This window comes from Streptomyces sp. NPDC037410 (assembly GCF_055602235.1).
In genome coordinates this window covers 83,490-102,863 of sequence record NZ_JBVJWR010000001.1, presented here as the reverse complement: position 1 = coordinate 102,863, position 19,374 = coordinate 83,490, and the positions used below count along the sequence as shown (strand labels likewise).

The following is a 19,374-nucleotide window of genomic DNA, read 5'->3' as shown; positions in this document are numbered from 1 at the left end:
CGCGGAGTTGGGCTTGCTGTTGGGTAAAGCGCGGCGCCTTGCCGTTGGTCAGGCCGGTTGTGTCGTTCCGCGGGAGGCGCTGCGCGTTGTTGCCGGCGCCGGCACCGATGCCGATGGTCGGGATGTGCAGCGAGCGGGTGACCTCGGCGGCCAGCTCGGCCGGTACGAGCTCCAGGACGAGCGCGAAGGCGCCCGCGTCCTGCGCCGCCTTGGCGTCGCTGAGCAGCCGGTGGGCGGCCTCGTCGGAGCGGCCCTGCACCCGGTAGCCCATGGTGTTGACGGACTGCGGGGTGAGCCCCAGGTGGGACATGACGGGGATGCCGGCCTGGACGAGCAGCTCGGTCTGCGGCAGCGAGCGCTCGCCGCCCTCCAGCTTGATCGCGCCGACGCCCGCGTCCTTGACGAGCCGGGTGGCGTTGCGCAGGGCCTGGACGGGCCCTTCCTGGTACGAGCCGAACGGGAGGTCGCCGACGACGAGGGCGCGCTTGGTGCCCCGGACGACGGCGGCGGACAGGAAGGTCATCTCGTCCATCGTGACGGGCACGGTGGACTCGTAGCCGAGGTGACAGTTGCCCATCGAGTCGCCGACGAGGATCACCGGGATGCCGGCCTCGTCGAAGACCGACGCGGTCATCGCGTCGTAGGCGGTGAGCATCGGCCACTTCTCGCCGCGGACCTTGGCTGCGGCGATGTCGTGGACGGTGATGCGGCGCGTGCCCTTGCCGCCGTACAGCGTCTTGCCGCTGTCGGCGGGCGGTTTCTGGGCAGCCTGAAGCGTCATGGTGAACGGCTCCTCTTGTCATCTCGAGGCGCCCTGTGGCGTCCCCGGACCATGTCCATGGTGGCACCTCGCCGGGCGGGCGGGGAAGTGGGCCGGAGTGGCGCTGTTCACACGGCGGCAACGTGTTCACACGGCGACAACGTAAAGATTCTCCCCGGTTTTTCGATACGAGACGGTCTCGTATCGAAATTGCCCTAGGGTGGTGCTCATGTCACAGCCGTCCACCGCACCCGCCATGCCCGCCGGGCCCCGAGTCCCCGAGGCCGTCCACCGGCGTCGCTGGGCCGTCCTCGGCGTCCTCATGCTCAGCCTGCTGATCGTCGTCCTCGACAACTCCATCCTGAACGTCGCCGTCAAGACGATCGCCGCGCCCGCGCCCACCGGCATCGGAGCCACCCAGAGCGAGCTGGAGTGGTCCATCAACTCCTACACGCTCGTCTTCGCCGGACTCCTCTTCACCTCAGGACTCCTCGGCGACCGCCTCGGCCGCAAGAAGGTGCTCCTCTTCGGCATCACCGTCTTCGGCATCGGCTCCGCCCTCGCCGCGCTCTCCGGCTCCCCGGGCGAGCTCATCGCCTACCGGGCCGTCATGGGCCTCGGCGCCGCGTTCGTCATGCCGGCCACGCTCGCCGTCCTCATGAACGTCTTCGAGCGCGACGAGCAGCCCAAGGCCATCGGCATCTGGGCCGGCAGCGTCGGACTCGCCATCGCGATCGGCCCCATCACCGGCGGCATCCTCCTCGAACACTTCTGGTGGGGATCGATCTTCCTCGTCAACGTGCCCGTGGTGGTCCTCGCCCTGGCCCTGATGCTGTGGATCGTGCCCGACTCCCGGGACCCGAACCCCGGCCGGATCGACATACCCGGCGTGCTGCTCTCCGTCGTCGGACTCGTCCTCCTCGTGTACGGGATCATCCGCGGCGGCGAGCTGGCGAGCTTCACCGACGTCACCGTCCTCGCGCCCGTCCTCGGCGGCCTCGCGGTCCTCGCCGTCTTCGTCCTCCACGAGCGGCGCAGCGACCACCCGGCCATCGACATGTCGTACTTCAAGAAGCCCGCGTTCTCGGCGGCCGTCGCCGCGATCGCGCTCGTCTTCTTCGCCCTCATGGGCGTGACCTTCTTCTCCGCCTTCTACCTGCAGAGCGTCCGCGGCTACACCGCGCTGGAGTCCGGCCTGCTCATCCTGCCGCTCGCCGTCGCGCAGATGGTCTTCGCGCCCCGGGCCCGGCTCGTCGTCGAGCGCTTCGGCGCGCGGGCGGTCTGCACCGCCGGCATGCTGCTCGTCGCCCTCGGCCTCGCGGCCTTCGCCCTCTTCGACGCCACGACCCCGGTCTGGGCGCTCGAAGTCGTCTTCTTCCTCCAGGGCGCGGGCATGGCGCACATCATGCCGCCCGTGACCGTCTCGATCATGCAGGCGCTGCCCCGTGAGAAGGCGGGCTCCGGCTCCGCCGTCAACAACACCTTCCGGCAGGTCGGCGGCGCGCTGGGCGTCGCCGTCCTCGGCTCGGTGCTGTCCTCCACGTACCGCGGCGAGATCGAGGGCCACCTCGGCGGCGTCCCGGCGGCCCTGCGCGACACGGCGGGCGAGTCCATCGAGGCGACGCTCGCGATCGCGGCGAAGCTCGGCCCGGCGGGCAAGGACCTGGTCGCCCCCGCGTACACGGCCTTCCTCGACGCGATGCACGTCACGGCGATCGCGTCGGCGGTGATCGGCCTGATCGGCGCGGGGGTGGTCGCGGCGTTCCTCCCGGGCCGGGGCCCTGCGGGGGGCGGCGCGGGCGCTGGCGCGGCCGCGGCCCCGGGCCAGGGAGTGGTCCCGGGCCAGGCCCCGGACCAGGCCCCGACCTCAGCCACGGCGGGCTAGCCCCGCCACCCCCCGTGTGGGCAATCGTCCCGCTGGGGCGGGACGGGTGGGCACACGGGACGGCGCCCCCTAGCGGCGCCTCCGCGTTCCGCGCCTGGACCCGCACCACGTTGCGCGCCGCACCGCACGTGCGGGTCAGGGCGCGAGAGCCTCTGGCGCCGGCAGGGCGCGGGTCCGTTGTGCCCACCCTTTCCGCCCCAGCGGAACGATTGCCCACAACGGCGGGACGGGACGCGGGCCCGCGTCGGGGTGGGGATCGGGGGAGAATCGGGGGGCGACAGGCAGTACCCGGACGAGACGGAGCGCACGTGTCCCTGCAAGGCGGCATCCCCGAAGCCCACGACGACGGGCCCGCCCCGCCGGAGGCGGCCCGGCGGGGGCGGCCGCGGTCCGAGGCCGTGGAGCAGGCCATCTTCGACGCGGTCGGCGGGCTCCTGGAGGAGGGCGTCCCGCTCGCCGAGCTGTCCATCGAGCGGATCGCCCGTACCGCCGGCGTCGGCAAGGCCACCATCTACCGCCGCTGGCCCGGCAAGGAGGAGCTCTTCGTCGAGCTGCTCCGCTCCGTGGAGCCCCAGGACCCGGTGCTGACCGGCACCTCGGTCCGGGACGACCTCGTCATGCTCCTGGAGATGCTGCGGCAGCGCGGCCTCGCCAAGCGCTCCTCCGCCCTGCTCCACAGCGTGTTCTCGCAGATGCAGGCCTATCCCAAGCTGTGGGACGCCTACCAGAACACCGTCATCGAACCCCGCCGCCGCATGGGCCTGGACACGGTGCGGCGCGGCATGGAGCTGGGGGAGATCCGCGACGACCTCGACGTCGAGTTCGTCAACGACCTCTTCACCGGCCCCCTGCTCCTCCGTACCGTCATCCGGCCCGGCGCCACCCTGGAGCCGGATCTCGCCGAGCGCGTCGTCGACGCCGTCATGGAGGGCCTGCGCCCCCGGGGCTGAGACCCGGCGCTGAGACCCGGCGCTGAGACCGGCACGAATGTGCGCGTTCTGTCACAGCCTGCCCGCCCGTGCCACCTGCAGGAACCCGCCGCGCACCGGTGTCGTCCCTGGGTGAGTACGACGGACCCGTCATCGCCTAGTGTCGACGTCGGGTCACGGAGCGGGACGCACGGCAGCAAGGCAGTGAGGACAGTGCGATGGCACGGGTGGACATGACGGAGACCGACCACGGCGGCGCGGGGGGCGGGCGCCCCCGGTCCCGGTTCCGGACCGCGCTCGACGGGCTCCGCCACGACCCGGGGATCTGGCGCAGAGGCATCCTCCTCGCGGTGATCGCCGTCGCACTGACGCTGCTCATGGTGTTCCACTCCGACATCCCCAACCGGATCGGCAACCTGGGCAGCCTCACCGAGACCTTCCTGCCCTGGCTCGGCCTCTTCGTGCCGCTGCTCCTGGTGCTCGCCCTGGTGCGCCGGTCCGCCACCGCGCTGATCACCCTGCTGCTGCCGGCCCTGGTGTGGCTCAACCTCTTCGGCGGTCTCGTCGCCGACAAGTCGGCCCCCGGCGGCGACCTGACCGTCGCCACCCACAACGTGAACGCCGAGAACGCCGACCCCGAGGGCACGGCCCGTGCGCTCGCCTCCTCCGGCGCCGACGTGCTCGCCCTGGAGGAGCTGAAGGGCGACATGGTCCCGGTCTACGAGAAGGGCCTCGCCGAGACCTACCCGTACCACTCCGTCCAGGGCACGGTCGGACTCTGGAGCAGGCTGCCGCTGCGCGCCGCGCAGCCCGTCGACATCCGCCTGGGCTGGACCCGCGCCATGCGCGCCTCGATCGTCACCCCGAAGGGCGAGGTGGCGGTGTACGTGGCCCATCTGCCGTCCGTACGGGTCAAGCTGAACGCCGGCTTCACCGCCAACCAGCGCGACGACAGCGCCAACGCGCTCGGCGAGGCCATCTCCAAGGACCGGCACGAGCGGATCGTCCTCCTCGGCGACCTCAACGGCACCATGAACGACCGCGCCCTGAACGCCGTCACCTCGCAGCTGCGCTCCACCCAGGGCGCGGCGGGCGACGGCTTCGGCTTCAGCTGGCCGGCCTCGTTCCCGATGGCCCGCATCGACCAGATCATGGTCAAGGGCGTGGAGCCGATGTCCTCCTGGGCCCTGCCGGAGACGGCGAGCGACCATCTGCCGCTCGCCGCCCGGGTGAAGCTCTGACCTTCCCGGCGGTCAGCCGGCCGGCGTCTCCCGCCAGCGGTTCGTGATCGGCAGCCGCCGGTCCTTGCCGAAGCCCTTCGCCGAGATCTTGGTGCCCGGCGGGTACTGGCGCCGCTTGTACTCCGCCGTGTCCACCATCCGCAGCGTCCGGGTCACGAGCTCCTCGTCGAACCCGGCCGCCACGATGGCGTCCCGGCCCTGGTCCTGGTCCACGTACAGCGCGAGGACCGCGTCGAGGACGTCGTAGTCCGGCAGCGAGTCCGTGTCGACCTGGCCGGGGCGCAGCTCGGCGCTGGGCGGCTTGGTGATCGAGGCCTCCGGGATCGGCGGGGTCTGGCCGCGTTCCTCGGCCGCCCGGTTGCGCCAGCGGGCGAGCCGGAAGACGGTCGACTTGTAGACGTCCTTGATGGGCCCGAACGCGCCGACCGAGTCGCCGTACAGCGTCGAATAGCCCACCGCGAGCTCCGACTTGTTGCCGGGTGCGAGGACGATGTGCCCCTCCTGGTTGGAGAGCGCCATCAGCATCGTGCCGCGCAGCCGCGACTGGAGGTTCTCCTCGGCGAGGCCGGTGAGCCCGAGCGCGCCCATGTACGCGTCGAACATCGGCTCGATCGGCACGGTGCGGAAGTGCAGCCCGGTGCGGCGGGCCAGTTCGGCGGCGTCGCCGCGCGAGTGGTCGGAGGAGTACTTCGAGGGCATCGACACCCCGTACACCTGGTCCGCGCCGAGCGCGTCGCAGGCGATGGCCGCGACGAGCGCCGAGTCGATGCCGCCGGAGAGCCCGACGAGCACCGAGCGGAAACCGTTCTTCGCGACGTACGCCCGTAGGCCGATCACCAGCGCCGAGTAGATCTCCTCGTCGTCGTCGAGCCGGTGCGCGTAACCGCCCGTCAGCTCCGGCTCGTACGCGGGCAGCGGCTCCTCCGACAGCACCACCCGGTCGATCCGCAGCCCGTCGTCCACGATGCCCTCAGGGGCCTTGGATTCCGCAGCGGGCAGCTCCAGATCGAGGATCACGCTGCCCTCCACGAACTGCGGGGCGCGCGCGATCACTTCACCGGCCGCGTCCACGACGATCGAGTCGCCGTCGAAGACCAGCTCGTCCTGACCGCCCGTCATCGCCAGGTACGCGGTGACGCACCCGGCCTCCTGGGCCCGCTTGCGGACCAGTTCGAGCCGGGTGTCGTCCTTGTTCCGCTCGTACGGCGAGGCGTTGACCGAGAGCAGCAGGCCCGCTCCGGCGGTGCGCGTCGCCGGGACCCGGCCGCCGTCCTGCCACAGGTCCTCGCAGATCGCCAGGGCCACGTCGACTCCGTGGACCCGGACGACCGGGAGGGTGTCGCCCTGTACGAAGTAGCGGTACTCGTCGAAGACGCCGTAGTTCGGCAGGTGGTGCTTGGCGAAGCGCAGCACCACCTCGCCGCCGTACAGCACGGCGGCGGCGTTCTCCGGCGAACCGGCGGGCCGGCCGAGCCGCGGCTCGGCCCGGTCGGAGCGGTCGAGGTAGCCGACGACGACCGGCAGTTCCCCGAACCCCTCGTCCGCGAGCCGCCGGGCGAGCGCGTACAGGGCCGTCCGGGACGCCTCGACGAAGGAGGAGCGCAGCGCGAGGTCCTCGACGGGATATCCGGTCAGCGCCATCTCGGGGAACGCGACGAGATGCGCGCCCTGCCCGGCGGCGTGCCGGGTCCAGTGCACGATCGCCTCGGCGTTCCCGGCGATGTCTCCGACGGTCGAGTCGATCTGATTCAGGGCGAGGCGTAGTTGAGGCACCCGCCCAGTGTAATCGTCAGACCGACGCTATGTCCTGGGAAACGGGGCCGAGTACCGCGCTGACGCACGAGGACCCGGCGGCCCACTACCGGGCCGCCGGGCCACAGGGTCGTACGGAAAGGCGGGGAGAGGTCAGGACGCGGCGTAGACGCTCTCGCAGAACGCCTTGAGCTGGTCGTCCGAGAGGTGCTGGGCCAGATCGGCCTCGCTGATCATGCCGACGAGCCGCTTGTTCTCGATGACCGGCAGCCGCCGGATCTGGTGGCTCTGCATCTCCTGCAGGACGGTGCTCACATCGTCGTTCGACTCGACCCAGCGCGGGGTGCCCTTCGCCATCTCGCCGCAGGTGATCTTCGACGGGTCGTGGCCCATGGCCACACAGCCGACGACGATGTCACGGTCCGTGATGATCCCGGTCAGGCGTTCGTTCTTGTCGGCGATGGGCAGTGCGCCCACGTTCAGGTCGCGCATCATCTGCGCGGCACGGTCGAGCGTCTCGTGTGCCGGGATCCACTGGGCCCCGGAATGCATGATGTCCTTCGCCGTGGTCATGGGGTGCGTACCTTTCGTTCGAACGTGTCGTACGAATCCCCGAGCCCACCCATTGTCGGTCGGACGGCCCGGCCCCCGCGACCGCAGCGGGTCACGGGGGCCGGGCCGGTCACGGACGGGGGCGTCAGGCCCCGCGCTTCTTCAGCATGTCCGCCATCAGCGCCATCTCGGACGTCTGCGCGTCGACCATGCCCTGCGCGAGGTTCCGCTCGATGTCCACGGAGCACTTCTGGACACAGCCCTCGGCCATGTGGACCCCGCCCCTGTGGTGCGCGGTCATGAGCCGCAGATACAGGACCTCGGCGTCCCGGCCACTGGCCTTGCGCAGCTCGTCCAGCTGCGCGTTGGTCGCCATGCCCGGCATCAGGGCCCCGTCCAGGGTGTCCGCGTCGGCCGAACCGCCCATGTCCATGCCCATCCAGGCCATCGGCTCGACCCCGGACACGTTCTTCGGCAGCCCCCACAGGTCGAGCCAGCCGAGCATCATGCCCCGCTGGTTGGCCTGGGTGTTGGCGATGTCGTACGCGAGCCGGCGGACCTCCTCGTCCTTCGTCCGGTCCCGGACGAGGAACGACATCTCGACGGCCTGCTGGTGGTGGACGGCCATGTCCCGGGCGAAGCCGGCGTCCGCGGACGAGGAGACCGGGGTGGCCGGGGCCTCGTCGCGGTCGGCGGAGGCGACGGTGACCGCGCCCCCGGCGAACAGCAGCGCCAGGACGACGGCGCCGACCGCCGCCCCCTGCGTACGGTTCAGCCTCACCGGCCCATCCCCGCGCCGCCCTGACCGCTGCCGTCGAGGCCGCCGGTGCAGGCCGCGCCCGGCTCCGGGGTCTGCGGACCGCTCACGTACTTCGTGAAGAAGGCGTCGACCCGCGGGTCGTCCGCGCCGTCCACGGTCACCTGCTTGCCCCAGGCGGACAGCATGATCGCCCCGGTCTGGTCGTCCATGGGGCTCATCAGCGAGTACTTGGTCTTGCCGACCTTGTCGGCGAGCTTCTTCACGTCGGCCTGGGAGGCCTGCTTGTTGTACGTCACCCAGACGGCCCCGTGCTCCAGCGAGTGCACGGCGTTCATGTCGGGGATCTTCTTGTCGTAGACCACACCGTCGCAGTTCATCCAGACCTGGTTGTGGTCACCGCCGACCGGCGGCTTCATGGGGTACGTGACGGTCGTCGTGACGTGGTTGCGGCCGAGCTTCTTCGGGTCCCAGGTCTTCTCGGCCGCGATGGGCGCCTTGGCGGCGGCGTCCTTCGCGTCCTGCTCGTCGGACTTCTTCATCAGCACGAACGAGCCGAAGCCGACGAGGCCCAGCACGACGACGGTGGAGATGCCGATGGTGAGGAAGCGGTTGCGGCGCTCGCGGGCCTGCTCGGCGCGGCGCATCTCCTCTATTCGGGCGCGGCGGTCGGCGGTGGCGGAGCGGGAAGCGGCCATGGTGAGGTCGTCCTTCTTCAGGAGTGGGGTGGAGTTCGGGGGGGACATGCGGGGGCGGGGCCCGCCTCGGGGCGGGGCGCCCGCCGCCGCTATGTCCGGAGAACTTGAAGGACGTGCAGGTCCGGCGCGCGCGGCCGGGCGTCCGAGCGGCGCGCCTGCCCGTCACCCGAGGGCGGCGCCGGACGCGGCGGCCCGCCTTCCGCCTGGAGCGGGGGGTCGAGCGGCGGCGCGCCGAGCACCGCGGGGGAGAGCGAGGGGAAGAGGGAACAGCCGCCCTGGTCGTACGGGCAGGTGTACTCGCCGGTGACACCCGCGGCCCTCGGACCCTCCTGGTGGTGGGCGTCCCGGTGCTCCGGCCCCCGCGCGGTCCCCAGACAGAGGAAGAGTGCGGCGAGGAGCGTCGCCACGGCACTCACCAGTGCCATGGGACGCGCGTGTCGGGACGGGCGTACGAGCCGTGGGGCCCCCATGGGCGCAGATCGTAGTGGGCGAGAGGCCTCCGTGGGCCGAACGGGGTACCACCCGGTACCGAAAGGCGGACACCGGACGGGCGAACAACCACCCCGATCCGGCCGTTCCCCCGTTACCTGAGTCACACCCGAGCAGGCAGTATGGGTGTGCAACGTGCGCGAAACCATGTGGTGGGATGCTCAGGTGCCCCCCGATGTACCGGAGGCGGTGGGAGCAGGCGGCCTGACCAGCAAGGATGGGTGTGGAAATGGACAAGCAGCAGGAATTCGTGCTCCGGACGCTCGAAGAGCGCGACATCCGCTTCGTACGGCTGTGGTTCACCGACGTGCTCGGCTTCCTGAAGTCGGTGGCCGTGGCCCCCGCCGAGCTGGAGCAGGCCTTCGACGAGGGCATCGGCTTCGACGGCTCCGCGATCGAGGGCTTCGCCCGCGTCTACGAGTCCGACATGATCGCCAAGCCGGACCCGGGCACCTTCCAGATCCTGCCGTGGCGCGCCGAGGCCCCCGGCACGGCCCGGATGTTCTGCGACATCCTCATGCCGGACGGCTCGCCGTCCTTCGCCGACCCGCGCTACGTCCTCAAGCGGGCCCTGGCCAAGACCTCCGACCTCGGCTTCACCTTCTACACCCACCCCGAGATCGAGTTCTTCCTCCTGAAGGACAAGCCGCTCGACGGCACCCGGCCCACCCCCGCCGACAACTCGGGCTACTTCGACCACACCCCGCAGAACGTCGGCATGGACTTCCGCCGCCAGGCCATCACCATGCTCGAATCGATGGGCATCTCGGTGGAGTTCTCCCACCACGAGGGCGCGCCCGGCCAGCAGGAGATCGACCTGCGGTACGCGGACGCCCTCTCCACGGCGGACAACATCATGACCTTCCGCCTGGTCATGAAGCAGGTCGCCCTGGAGCAGGGCGTGCAGGCCACGTTCATGCCGAAGCCGTTCTCTGACTACCCCGGCTCGGGCATGCACACCCACCTCTCCCTCTTCGAGGGCGACCGGAACGCGTTCTACGAGTCGGGCGCCGAGTACCAGCTGTCGAAGGTCGGCCGCTCCTTCATCGCGGGCCTCCTGAAGCACGCGGGCGAGATCTCCGCCGTCACCAACCAGTGGGTCAACTCGTACAAGCGCATCTGGGGCGGCTCCTCCCGCACGGCCGGCTCGGGCGGCGAGGCCCCCTCGTACATCTGCTGGGGCCACAACAACCGCTCCGCGCTCATCCGCGTCCCCATGTACAAGCCGGGCAAGACGGGCTCGTCGCGCGTCGAGGTCCGCTCCATCGACTCGGGCGCCAACCCGTACCTGACCTACGCGGTCCTCCTCGCCGCCGGTCTCAAGGGCATCGAGGAGGGCTACGAACTCCCGGCCGGCGCCGACGACGACGTCTGGGCGCTCTCCGACGCGGAGCGCCGCGCGATGGGCATCGAGCCGCTCCCGCAGAACCTGGGAGAGGCGATCGCCCTGATGGAGAAGAGCGAACTGGTCGCGGAGACGCTGGGCGAGCACGTCTTCGACTTCTTCCTGCGCAACAAGAAGCAGGAGTGGGAGGAGTACCGCTCCGAGGTCACGGCCTTCGAGCTGCGGAAGAACCTGCCGGTGCTCTGAGGCCTGTGCGAGCCGGGTCGGAAACCCGGTTGCCGGGGTCACGGTGGGCGGTTCAGACTGCCGCGGTGAAGATCGAATCAGTCGCCACCGCGCGGCTCGTGCTGCATCCGTTGAGCCAGGACGAGGCCAAGCGCATCGTCGCGCGGGAGTCCGGGGACGGCGACCGCTGGGGAGCGGAGTACCCCGAGGACGGCGACGTCCGGGCCGCCACCGGGTTCCTGCGCGGGCTCGCCGAGCGCGGTGACCCGGGGGTGTTCCGGAACTACCAGATACGGCTCGACGGCGTCGCCGTCGGCGGCATCGGCTTCCACGGGCCGCCGGACGAGCTCGGGGTCGCCACCATCGGCTACGGCCTCGTGCCCTCCGTACGCGGAAAGGGCTACGCCTCCGAGGCGCTGCGGGCGATCCTCGAAGTGGCCCGGACGGCCGGCGTCGCCGGGGTCAAGGGGGACGCCGACCTGGACAACCCGGCCTCCCACCGGGTGATGGAGGCCGCCGGGATGCCGTGCGTCGCCGAGGACGAGCAGCTCCGCCACTTCTACCGGGCTTTCTAGGGGTGTCCTGCGGTCAGGCCGGGCTCGCGGCCTGACCGACACGACGCGCCCCCTGGCGCCCGTACGGCTCCGCCCGCGCTAGCGTCGGGCCTCATGCCTCAGACCCCGCCCCGCGTCTGGTACGCCGCCTACGGCTCCAACACGCACGCCGAGCGCCTGCGGTACTACCTCGACGGCGGGTGCCCGCCCGGCGGGGCGCGGGAGCTCCCCGGGTGCCGGGACCGGCGCCCGCCGGAGCGGTCCGTGCCGGTCGTGCTGCCCGGCCGGGTGTACTTCGCGACCGAATCACCCGTGTGGGGCGGCGGCTGCGCCTTCTACGATCCGGCGGCGGACGGCACCGTCTGGGGCGTCGCCCACCTCCTGACGGCCGGGCAGTTCTCGGACATCGCCGCCCAGGAGATGTACCGCGAGCCCGGCGCCGACCTCGATCTGGCCGAGGCCCTCGACACCGGGCTCTGCGCCCTCGGGACCGGACGGTACGAGACCCTCGTGTGCCCGGGACTCCTCGACGGGATCCCGGCGGTGACGTTCACCGCGCCCTGGCCGATGCCGGACGACGGCGGGCTCACGGCACCCTCCGCCGCCTACCTCCGGCACCTGGTGGCCGGGCTCGCCGACACCGGGGCGTGGCCGCACGCCGACATCGCCGCCTACCTCGCGTCCCGCCCCGGAGCCGCCGGGCACTGGACGGCTGAGGCCGTGGCAGGCCTCAGCGCTCCGACAGCTCCGACGGGGCCTCCTGCACGACCCAGCCGTTGCCGTCCGGGTCCTGGAAGGTCATGAACGAGTTCCCACCGCCGGCGGGGCGGTGCCCACAACGGCGACGAGCAGGTTCACAACGGGGCGGGCGTCAGCGGCCCGCCGGGGTCCAGTGCAGGCGGCCGTCCAGGCCGATCGCCGCCACCCCGTCCGTGCCGGCGTCCGGGGCGCCCGAGAAGAGGAACCTCTCCAGCGTCCACACCGGACGCGCCCCGGACCGGCCGTGCGGGGCCGTCGCCAGGAAGCCCGTGCGGGAGCGGACCGCGAGGAGGCCGTCGCCGCCGCTCACCGGGCCGTAGCCCGCGACGCCGGTGCCGGGCAGCTCCGTGACCGGCGACACCGGGCCCGTACCGGAGAAGTCGGCGCTGCGCAGGTCGCCGGAGGCGGGCTTGCGGAACCAGAGCCGTACGCCCTCGCCGTCCGGCGCCGCGCTCGCGCTCAGCGCGAGGGTCGTCGGCGGCAGCCCGGTCGCCGCCGGCCCCGTCAGCGGCTCGCCCGGGCTCTGCGCGGCCCAGGCGAGGACGGTCTTCGGGGTGCTGGCGAACACGTACCCGCGGCCCTCCGCGTCCGTCGCCGCCACCGGGTCGCCGTACACGTCCGTGCCGCCCAGGGACCGCCACGGCCCCCAGTCGCCGTCCGGCTGCTGCTCACGGGCCGTCAGCCGGTGGCGGCTGTCGCGCAGGACCACCGTGGCCAGGCCGTCGGGGGCCACGGTCACGGCGGGCGCGCTGATGTCCGAGGTGCCCGAGGCGTCGTCCCGCTCGGGCGTGCCGAGCGGGACCCAGGGGCCGAAGCCGCCGCCCGGCTCGTCCTGGACGGTGGTGACCACCTCGCGCCGGTAGGCGGCCGCGGAGCCGCCGAGCGTCGTACGGGTCCCGAAGACGGCTATCCGGCCGTCCGGCAGGGTCACCGAGGTGACCCCGCTGTCGAGCCCGCCGCCGGGCAGCAGCTCCGGGCCCCGCCAGGCCACGGCGTCCGCCGGCTTCCGCCAGGCCGCGAGGCGCCCGTCGAGGACGGTGAAGGCGTGCAGCCCGCCGTCCTGGTCGCGCTGCACCCACGAGGTGGAGGTGCCCCGGGCGTACCGCACGGTCTGCGTCCAGCCCCGCCCGCCGGGCCGCGCGGCCACCTTCAGGTCGCCGCAGCCCGCGTCGGTGCCGCAGTCGTGGACCCCGTCCAGCCAGGCGTACGTCTTCACGGTCCGCAGCTTCGCGTCCGCCGTCTCGGGGTCGAGGGTGTGCGGCAGGACGCTCGTCGGGTAGCCGAGGTAGTTCTGCACGCCGACGTGCGGGTGCCCGGGCAGCTCGGCGTACCGGGCCAGCGCGCTCTGCACGAACCGCGCCCCGTACAGGTGGTCCTGGTGGTCGCGGAGCCTCCCGGTCTTCGGGTACGTGCCGGGGCTCGGGTCCTGCATCCGGACGAAGGTCGGCCGGAAGCGCTCCAGGATCCCGGTCAGCGTGGCGACGACCTGCTCCTTCGTGTACGTGAAGTCGTTCGGGACCGGCGTGCCGGCGGCGCGCTGCGAGGCGAGCGCGGCGATCCGGCCGTTCCACAGGCCGTGCAGGCTGTACGGGCGGTCGCCGTTGACGGAGCCCGCCTCGCGCAGTTGCAGCCACACCAGCCTGATCTGCGGCCGGGCGCGCAGGGTGTCCAGCTCGGCCCAGCCGCCGCTCTTCGTGCGTATCGCGGACCGGTCCCAGGGGCTGGTCCTGCTGCCCGTCGCCATCTCGGCGTACGCGGCCCTTATGCCGTTCTGCCGGGCCTCGGCGTAGCCCGCCTTGTCGGGCGCGGCGGCCTTGGCGTCGCGCGGGCGCGCGTTGACCCCGTCGGACTCGCCGGCGGTCAGGTAGACGCCGGTGAGGGGGCTGCCGGAGTGGAGGGACTGGGACACGTCCGGGTTCATGAAGAACAGGTCGTCGTCCGGGTGGGCGACGATCTGCACCACGGACACCGGCGGACGGAAGCCCCTGACGGGCCGTCCGGGCTTCCCTGACGTCCCGTGCGCGTCGGCCTTCGCCCGCGCGTCGGCCGGCAGGGCCTTCGCGCGCGCGTGCTCCCCGGCCCCCGTGTCCTCGGCGCGCGCCGAGGTTCCGTGCGACGTCCCCGTCAGCGAGAGGATCCCGACGAACGCGCCGCCCACCAGGGCGGCCGTCACCACCGTCGCGGCGGCCTTGCGGCGGGACGGGAGGGCGGGGCGGGGGCGGAGCCGGCGCATGGACATGTGTCGGTGGCGTGCTTTCACGAGAGGTCGGAAGGGCGGGACCGTCCCGCGGAAGGCAAGACGAACTTTCAAGGAATACGGTTCATTCAGTCGGAAAAGCGAATGATGTGCGGGACGTCACGTGTGATCCACGGCCGGGCGTGCGGGACGTCACGTGTGATCCACCGCCGGGCGTGCGGGACGTCACGCGTGATCCACCGCGAACCACCGGCCTGGACACCCGCGCCTCCCGCGCCGGATAGGCTCGATGTCCGGGGTTCGTCCCCGGGTTCGGACCTGCTCGGAGGGAGCGGCGGAATGACGGTGCCGGGACGCAGGAGCAGCACGTTCTCACGGCTGCTGCGGCACGGATTCACCGATCCCTCGGGGGCCCAGCGCCTCCTCGACCTGCCCGAACTGTCCGCGCTGCGCGACGACCCCGTCCTCCTCGACGCCCTCGGCGCCACCGCCGACCCCGACCTCGCCCTGCGCGGCCTGGTCCGGCTCGTCGAGGCGCAGGCCGACACGGAGCGGCAGACCCTCACCACCACGCTGCTCTCCGCGAAGCCGTTCCGGGACCGGCTCCTCGGCGTCCTCGGCGCCTCCGAGGCGCTCGCCGACCACCTCGCCCGGCACCCCCGCGACTGGGAGTCCCTCGTCACGTACGAGGCGGCCGACCTGCACCCGGGCGTCGCCGAGTTCGAGCAGGGGCTCGCCGAGGCCACCGACCCGGTCTCGCTGCGGGTCGCCTACCGCCGCTGCCTCCTCGCCATAGCGGCCCGTGACGTGTGCGGCACCACCGACGTCGCCCAGACCGCCGCCGAGCTCGCCGACCTGGCGACGGCGACCCTGCGCGCCGCGCTCGCCATCGCCCGTTCGGCCGAACCCGCCGACGCCGCCATGTGCCGGCTCTCGGTCATCGCGATGGGCAAGTGCGGCGGCCACGAACTGAACTACGTCTCCGACGTGGACGTCATCTTCGTCGGCGAGCCCACCGAGGGCGCCGACGAGGGCAAGGCGATCCAGGCCGCGACCCGGCTCGCCTCCCACCTGATGCGGATCTGCTCCGAGACCACCGTCGAGGGCACCATCTGGCCGGTCGACGCCAATCTGCGCCCCGAAGGCCGCAACGGCCCCCTGGTCCGCACCCTCTCCTCCCACCTCGCCTACTACCAGCGGTGGGCCAAGACCTGGGAGTTCCAGGCGCTGCTCAAGGCACGCGCGGTCGCCGGCGACCCCGAGCTCGGCGCCCAGTACATCGACGCCGTCTCCCCGCTCGTCTGGCAGGCCGCCGAGCGCGAGAACTTCGTCCCCGACGTGCAGAAGATGCGCCGCCGCGTCGTCGACAACATCCCCGTCGCCCAGGTCGAGCGCGAGCTCAAGCTCGGCCCCGGCGGCCTCAGGGACGTCGAGTTCGCCGTCCAGCTCCTCCAGCTCGTGCACGGCCGCAGCGACGCCACCCTGCACAGCGGCACCACCCTCGACGCGCTCGCCGCCCTCGCCGCCGGCGGCTACGTCGGCCGCGCCGACGCCTCCCAGCTCGACGAGGCGTACCGCTTCCTGCGCGCCATGGAGCACCGCATCCAGCTCTACCGGCTGCGCCGCACCCACCTCGTCCCCGAGGACGAGTCCGACCTGCGCCGCCTCGGCCGCTCCCTCGGACTGCGCACCGACCCGGTCGTCGAGCTCAACAAGGAGTGGAAGCGGCACGCCGCCGTCGTCCGCCGGCTGCACGAGAAGCTCTTCTACCGGCCGCTGCTCGACGCCTTCGCCCAGCTCGCCCCCGGCGAGATCCGGCTCAGCCCCAAGGCCGCGGGACAGCGCCTCGAAGCGCTCGGGTACGCGGACCCCGCCGCCGCCCTGCGCCACCTGGAGGCGCTGGCCTCCGGGGTGAGCCGGAAGGCCGCCATCCAGCGGACCCTGCTCCCCGTGCTGCTCGGCTGGTTCGCCGACTCGGCCGACCCGGACGCCGGACTCCTCGGCTTCCGCAAGGTCTCCGACGCCCTCGGCAAGACCCCCTGGTACCTGCGGCTGCTCCGCGACGAGGGCGCCGCCGCCGAGAACCTCGCCCGCGTCCTGTCCGCCGGGCGCCTCGCCCCCGACCTGCTGCTCCGCGCCCCCGAGGCCGTCGCGATCCTCGGCGACCCGGAAGGCCTGAAGCCGCGCGGCCGGGACCACCTGGAGCAGGAGGTCCTGGCGGCGGTGGGCCGCGCGGACGAGGCCGAGCACGCGGTCGCGGCCGCCCGCGGGGTGCGCCGCAGGGAGCTGTTCCGTACCGCCGCCGCCGACCTCATCGGCTCGTACGGCACCGAGGACAACCCCCGCGAGCAGGACCCGGGCGCGCTCGTCGACCGGGTGGGGGAGGCCGTCACCGACCTCAACGCGGCGACGATCGCCGGCGCCCTGCGGGCCGCCGTGCGCGCCGAATGGGGCGAGGAGCTGCCGACCCGGTTCGCGGTCATCGGCATGGGCCGCTTCGGCGGCCACGAGCTGGGGTACGGCTCCGACGCCGACGTCCTGTTCGTGCACGAGCCCCGCGAGGGCGTCGACGAGCAGGAGGCGGGCCGGGCCGCGAACCGGGTGGTCGCCGAGATGCGCCGGCTGCTCCAGGTGCCCACGGCCGACCCGCCGCTGCTCATCGACGCGGACCTGCGCCCGGAGGGCAAGAGCGGCCCCCTGGTGCGCACCCTGAAGTCGTACGGGGCCTACTACCGCCGCTGGTCGCTCGTCTGGGAGAGCCAGGCGCTGCTGCGCGCCGCGCCCATGGCCGGCGACCGGGAGCTGGCCGACCGGTTCATCGAGCTCGTCGACCCGCTGCGGTACCCGGCCGAGGGGCTCGGCGAGGACGCGGTCCGCGAGATCCGCCGCCTCAAGGCCCGGATGGAGTCCGAGCGGCTGCCGCGCGGCGCCGACCCGACCCTCCACGCCAAGCTCGGGCGCGGCGGCCTCAGCGACGTCGAGTGGACGGTCCAGCTGCTCCAGATGCGGCACGGCTGGGTCGAACCGGGCCTGCGGACGACCCGTACCCGCGAGGCCCTGGCGGCCGCCCACGCGGCGGGCCTGATCCCGACGGAGGAGGCGCAGACCCTCGACGAGGCCTGGGTCCTCGCCACCCGGGTGCGCAACGCGGTCATGCTGGTCCGCGGCCGCCCCGGCGACACCTTCCCCTCGGACCCGCGCGAGCTCGCCGCGGTGGGCCGGTACCTGGGGTACGAGTCGGGGCACGTCGGCGAGATGGTCGACGACTACCGCCGCATCACCCGCCGTGCCAGGGCGGTCGTCGAGGAGCTGTTCTACGGGGCGTAGTCGTCCCCGAGGAGCTGTTTCCCCGAGGAGCTGTTCTACGGGGCCCAGCCGTTCCGGCCGTGGACGCGGAGCAGCAGTTCCTGGAGGACCCGCCGCTCCTCCGCGTCCAGCGGGGCGAGCACCTCGTCCTGGACGGCCCGCGCCTCGGCGTCGAGCTCCGTGAGGAGCGTCCGCCCGGCGGGGGTGAGGGTGACGAGGACCCTCCGCCGGTCCTCGGGGTCCCGGTCCCGCTCGACGTGGCCGCCGGCGGCGAGCTGCTCCACCACCTTCGCCATGTCGCTCGGGTCCACGCCGAGCCGGGCGACGAGGTCGCGCTGCGCGTGCGGGCCGAAGTCGGCGAGGGCGGCGAGGACCGCCATGTCCCACAGGCGCAGACCGCGCTCGGACAGACGCCGCGCGAGGCTCTCCCGGGCGGTCTTGCCCACCCGGGAGAGCAGATAGGTGCTGAGGCCCAGGAGGGAGGGCGGGGTGGCGTGCGCGGAAACCATGGCCAGAATTCTAGGTCTCTTCCTATAGTGGGTGGCGACCCACTATCTGCCCCTGGTTCGCCCGAGGAGCCCGCCGTGCACGTCCCGTACCCCCGACTGCTCGTCACCCGCTTCGCCGACTGCTTCCGGTTCTACGCGGAAGTCCTGCCCGCGCTGACCGGCGCGGAGCTCGACAAGGGCGGCTCGGACGGGCCGTACGCCGGCTGGGAGGCGGACGGCCGGGCCGTCCTGGTGCTCTTCGACCGCGCCGCGATGGCCTCCGTCCTCGGCACCGGGGACCTGCCGGCCCGGCCGGAGCCCGCCCAGGACGGCGCGATGCTCGTCCTGCGGGTGGACGACGTCGACAAGGCCCTCGCCCGCTGCCTGGGCGCCGGCGGCACCCCCGTGCTCGGCGCGACGGACCGCCCGGAGTGGGGGCCCGGACTGCGGGCCGCGCATCTGCGCGACCCCGAGGGGCGGCTGATCGAGCTGCAGTCCTACAGCTGATCCGGTCCGGTCACTTGCCGGAGCCGACCTGCTCCGCCTCGTCCCGCTCGCGGTCCGCCACCGCGACCGGGGCCGGACCGCCCCGCTCGACGACGCCCACCGGCTCCACCAGCTTCGGCAGCCGGTGCGGGCGGGAGCCGTACCAGAAGTAGGACACGGCGAAGCCGAAGGACAGGCAGAGCATGCCGCCGACGGCGTCCAGCCAGAAGTGGTTGGCGGTGGAGACGATGACGACGAGCGTCGCCGCCGGGTAGAGCAGGCCGAGGATCTTCGCCCAGGGCGCCCGGGCGAGCAGGAAGATGGTCAGTCCGCACCAGAGCGACCAGCCGATGTGCATCGACGGCATCGCGGCGTACTGGTTCGACACGTGCTTGAGGTTGCCCGAGGCCATCGAGCCCCAGGTGTGGTGGACGAGCACCGTGTCGACGAAGCTCTGGCCGTTCATCAGCCGGGGCGGCGCGAGCGGGAACAGGTAGTAACCGACCAGTGCCACACCGGTGGTCGCGAACAGGACCGTACGGAACGCCGCGTAACGGCCCGGATGCCATCGGTAAAGCCACACGAGCACACCGATGGTCACGATGAAGTGCAGCGTCGCGTAGTAGTAGTTCATCGAGACGATCAGCCATGTCACCGAGTTCACGGCATGGTTGACGGCGTGCTCGAAGGCGAGGCCGAGGGAATCCTCGGTCCTCCAGATCCAGTCGGCGTTCCTGAGCGCCTGGGCCTTCTGCTCCGGCACCGCGTTGCGGGTGAGGGAGTACAGCCAGTAGCTCACCGCGATGAGCGCGACCTCGAACCAGAGCGTGGGGCGCCGGGGCGTGCGACCGCGCAGTCGTGCGAACCGTCCCTCGTCAGCCGCGATGGGTGACGAGGACGGGGTCGTCCGGCTGTCCAAGCTCTTCACGGTCGTTTCACCCATAGCGAGAG

At 72.5% G+C, this 19,374-nt stretch carries 17 protein-coding genes; 8 read left to right on the top strand and 9 right to left on the bottom strand.

What is annotated here, in order from left to right; translation table 11 throughout:
- Positions 1 to 781, bottom strand: a 781-nt coding sequence (gene panB / locus ACZ7HT_RS00440; protein WP_471158197.1) for a 3-methyl-2-oxobutanoate hydroxymethyltransferase, incomplete at its 3' end; no start/stop codon positions are given.
- Positions 782 to 989: 208 nt separating this feature from the next.
- Between panB and ACZ7HT_RS00435 the strand changes: the two genes are divergently transcribed.
- The 3 genes from ACZ7HT_RS00435 to ACZ7HT_RS00425 all read left to right on the top strand — a co-directional run bounded on the left by ACZ7HT_RS00435 (position 990) and on the right by ACZ7HT_RS00425 (position 4,815).
- Positions 990 to 2,645 carry a DHA2 family efflux MFS transporter permease subunit gene (locus tag ACZ7HT_RS00435; protein ID WP_471158195.1) on the top strand — a complete coding sequence of 552 codons (1,656 nt, stop codon included), beginning with the start codon at positions 990 to 992 and terminating at the stop codon, positions 2,643 to 2,645.
- Positions 2,646 to 2,953: 308 nt separating this feature from the next.
- Entirely contained in the window at positions 2,954 to 3,595 is a 642-nt protein-coding gene (locus tag ACZ7HT_RS00430; protein ID WP_471158193.1) for a TetR/AcrR family transcriptional regulator, read from the top strand.
- Between the two features lie 197 nt (positions 3,596 to 3,792).
- Positions 3,793 to 4,815, top strand: coding sequence for an endonuclease/exonuclease/phosphatase family protein (locus tag ACZ7HT_RS00425; RefSeq protein WP_471158191.1), 1,023 nt, complete (start codon positions 3,793 to 3,795; stop codon positions 4,813 to 4,815).
- Positions 4,816 to 4,827: 12 nt separating this feature from the next.
- On the opposite strand, the gene ACZ7HT_RS00420 is transcribed toward ACZ7HT_RS00425, so the two are convergent.
- The 5 genes from ACZ7HT_RS00420 to ACZ7HT_RS00400 form a co-directional block, all read right to left on the bottom strand.
- Positions 4,828 to 6,588 (bottom strand): NAD+ synthase, encoded by a 1,761-nt coding sequence (locus tag ACZ7HT_RS00420; RefSeq protein WP_471158190.1) that lies wholly within the window; start codon positions 6,586 to 6,588, stop codon positions 4,828 to 4,830.
- Between the two features lie 132 nt (positions 6,589 to 6,720).
- Positions 6,721 to 7,140 carry a CBS domain-containing protein gene (locus ACZ7HT_RS00415; protein ID WP_471158188.1) on the bottom strand — a complete coding sequence of 140 codons (420 nt, stop codon included), beginning with the start codon at positions 7,138 to 7,140 and terminating at the stop codon, positions 6,721 to 6,723.
- A 124-nt stretch (positions 7,141 to 7,264) separates the two neighbouring features.
- The gene (locus ACZ7HT_RS00410; RefSeq protein ID WP_471159012.1) at positions 7,265 to 7,894 is read right to left on the bottom strand and encodes a DUF305 domain-containing protein; all 630 of its coding nucleotides are present in this window, start codon (positions 7,892 to 7,894) and stop codon (positions 7,265 to 7,267) included.
- A 2-nt stretch (positions 7,895 to 7,896) separates the two neighbouring features.
- Entirely contained in the window at positions 7,897 to 8,574 is a 678-nt protein-coding gene (locus tag ACZ7HT_RS00405) for a DUF3105 domain-containing protein (protein WP_471159010.1), read from the bottom strand.
- An 89-nt stretch (positions 8,575 to 8,663) separates the two neighbouring features.
- On the bottom strand, positions 8,664 to 8,999 hold the full coding sequence (locus ACZ7HT_RS00400) for a hypothetical protein (protein WP_471158186.1): 336 nt from the start codon (positions 8,997 to 8,999) through the stop codon (positions 8,664 to 8,666).
- 293 nt (positions 9,000 to 9,292) lie between these two features.
- Here ACZ7HT_RS00400 and ACZ7HT_RS00395 point away from each other — a divergent pair, with 293 nt between their 5' ends.
- From ACZ7HT_RS00395 to ACZ7HT_RS00385, 3 genes are all read left to right on the top strand, one after another.
- Complete coding sequence (locus ACZ7HT_RS00395) at positions 9,293 to 10,654, top strand: glutamine synthetase family protein (RefSeq protein WP_015033133.1); 1,362 nt, start codon at positions 9,293 to 9,295, stop codon at positions 10,652 to 10,654.
- Positions 10,655 to 10,719: 65 nt separating this feature from the next.
- Positions 10,720 to 11,208, top strand: a complete 489-nt coding sequence (locus tag ACZ7HT_RS00390; RefSeq protein WP_471158183.1) for a GNAT family N-acetyltransferase — start codon at positions 10,720 to 10,722, stop codon at positions 11,206 to 11,208.
- Positions 11,209 to 11,301: 93 nt separating this feature from the next.
- The gene (locus ACZ7HT_RS00385) at positions 11,302 to 11,991 is read left to right on the top strand and encodes a histone deacetylase (protein WP_471158181.1); all 690 of its coding nucleotides are present in this window, start codon (positions 11,302 to 11,304) and stop codon (positions 11,989 to 11,991) included.
- A gap of 67 nt (positions 11,992 to 12,058) precedes the next feature.
- Here ACZ7HT_RS00385 and ACZ7HT_RS00380 read toward each other — a convergent pair whose 3' ends face one another.
- The gene (locus tag ACZ7HT_RS00380; RefSeq protein ID WP_471158179.1) at positions 12,059 to 14,185 is read right to left on the bottom strand and encodes a PIG-L family deacetylase; all 2,127 of its coding nucleotides are present in this window, start codon (positions 14,183 to 14,185) and stop codon (positions 12,059 to 12,061) included.
- Positions 14,186 to 14,482: 297 nt separating this feature from the next.
- Between ACZ7HT_RS00380 and ACZ7HT_RS00375 the strand changes: the two genes are divergently transcribed.
- The gene (locus tag ACZ7HT_RS00375; RefSeq protein ID WP_471158177.1) at positions 14,483 to 17,470 is read left to right on the top strand and encodes a bifunctional [glutamine synthetase] adenylyltransferase/[glutamine synthetase]-adenylyl-L-tyrosine phosphorylase; all 2,988 of its coding nucleotides are present in this window, start codon (positions 14,483 to 14,485) and stop codon (positions 17,468 to 17,470) included.
- A gap of 35 nt (positions 17,471 to 17,505) precedes the next feature.
- On the opposite strand, the gene ACZ7HT_RS00370 is transcribed toward ACZ7HT_RS00375, so the two are convergent.
- Positions 17,506 to 17,958, bottom strand: coding sequence for a MarR family winged helix-turn-helix transcriptional regulator (locus ACZ7HT_RS00370; protein ID WP_471158175.1), 453 nt, complete (start codon positions 17,956 to 17,958; stop codon positions 17,506 to 17,508).
- A 75-nt stretch (positions 17,959 to 18,033) separates the two neighbouring features.
- On the opposite strand from ACZ7HT_RS00370, the gene ACZ7HT_RS00365 reads away from it, so the two are divergent.
- Positions 18,034 to 18,444 carry a VOC family protein gene (locus tag ACZ7HT_RS00365; RefSeq protein ID WP_471158173.1) on the top strand — a complete coding sequence of 137 codons (411 nt, stop codon included), beginning with the start codon at positions 18,034 to 18,036 and terminating at the stop codon, positions 18,442 to 18,444.
- A 10-nt stretch (positions 18,445 to 18,454) separates the two neighbouring features.
- Here ACZ7HT_RS00365 and ACZ7HT_RS00360 read toward each other — a convergent pair whose 3' ends face one another.
- The gene (locus ACZ7HT_RS00360) at positions 18,455 to 19,366 is read right to left on the bottom strand and encodes a phosphatase PAP2 family protein (protein ID WP_471158171.1); all 912 of its coding nucleotides are present in this window, start codon (positions 19,364 to 19,366) and stop codon (positions 18,455 to 18,457) included.
- Between the last annotated feature and the right edge of the window lie 8 nt (positions 19,367 to 19,374).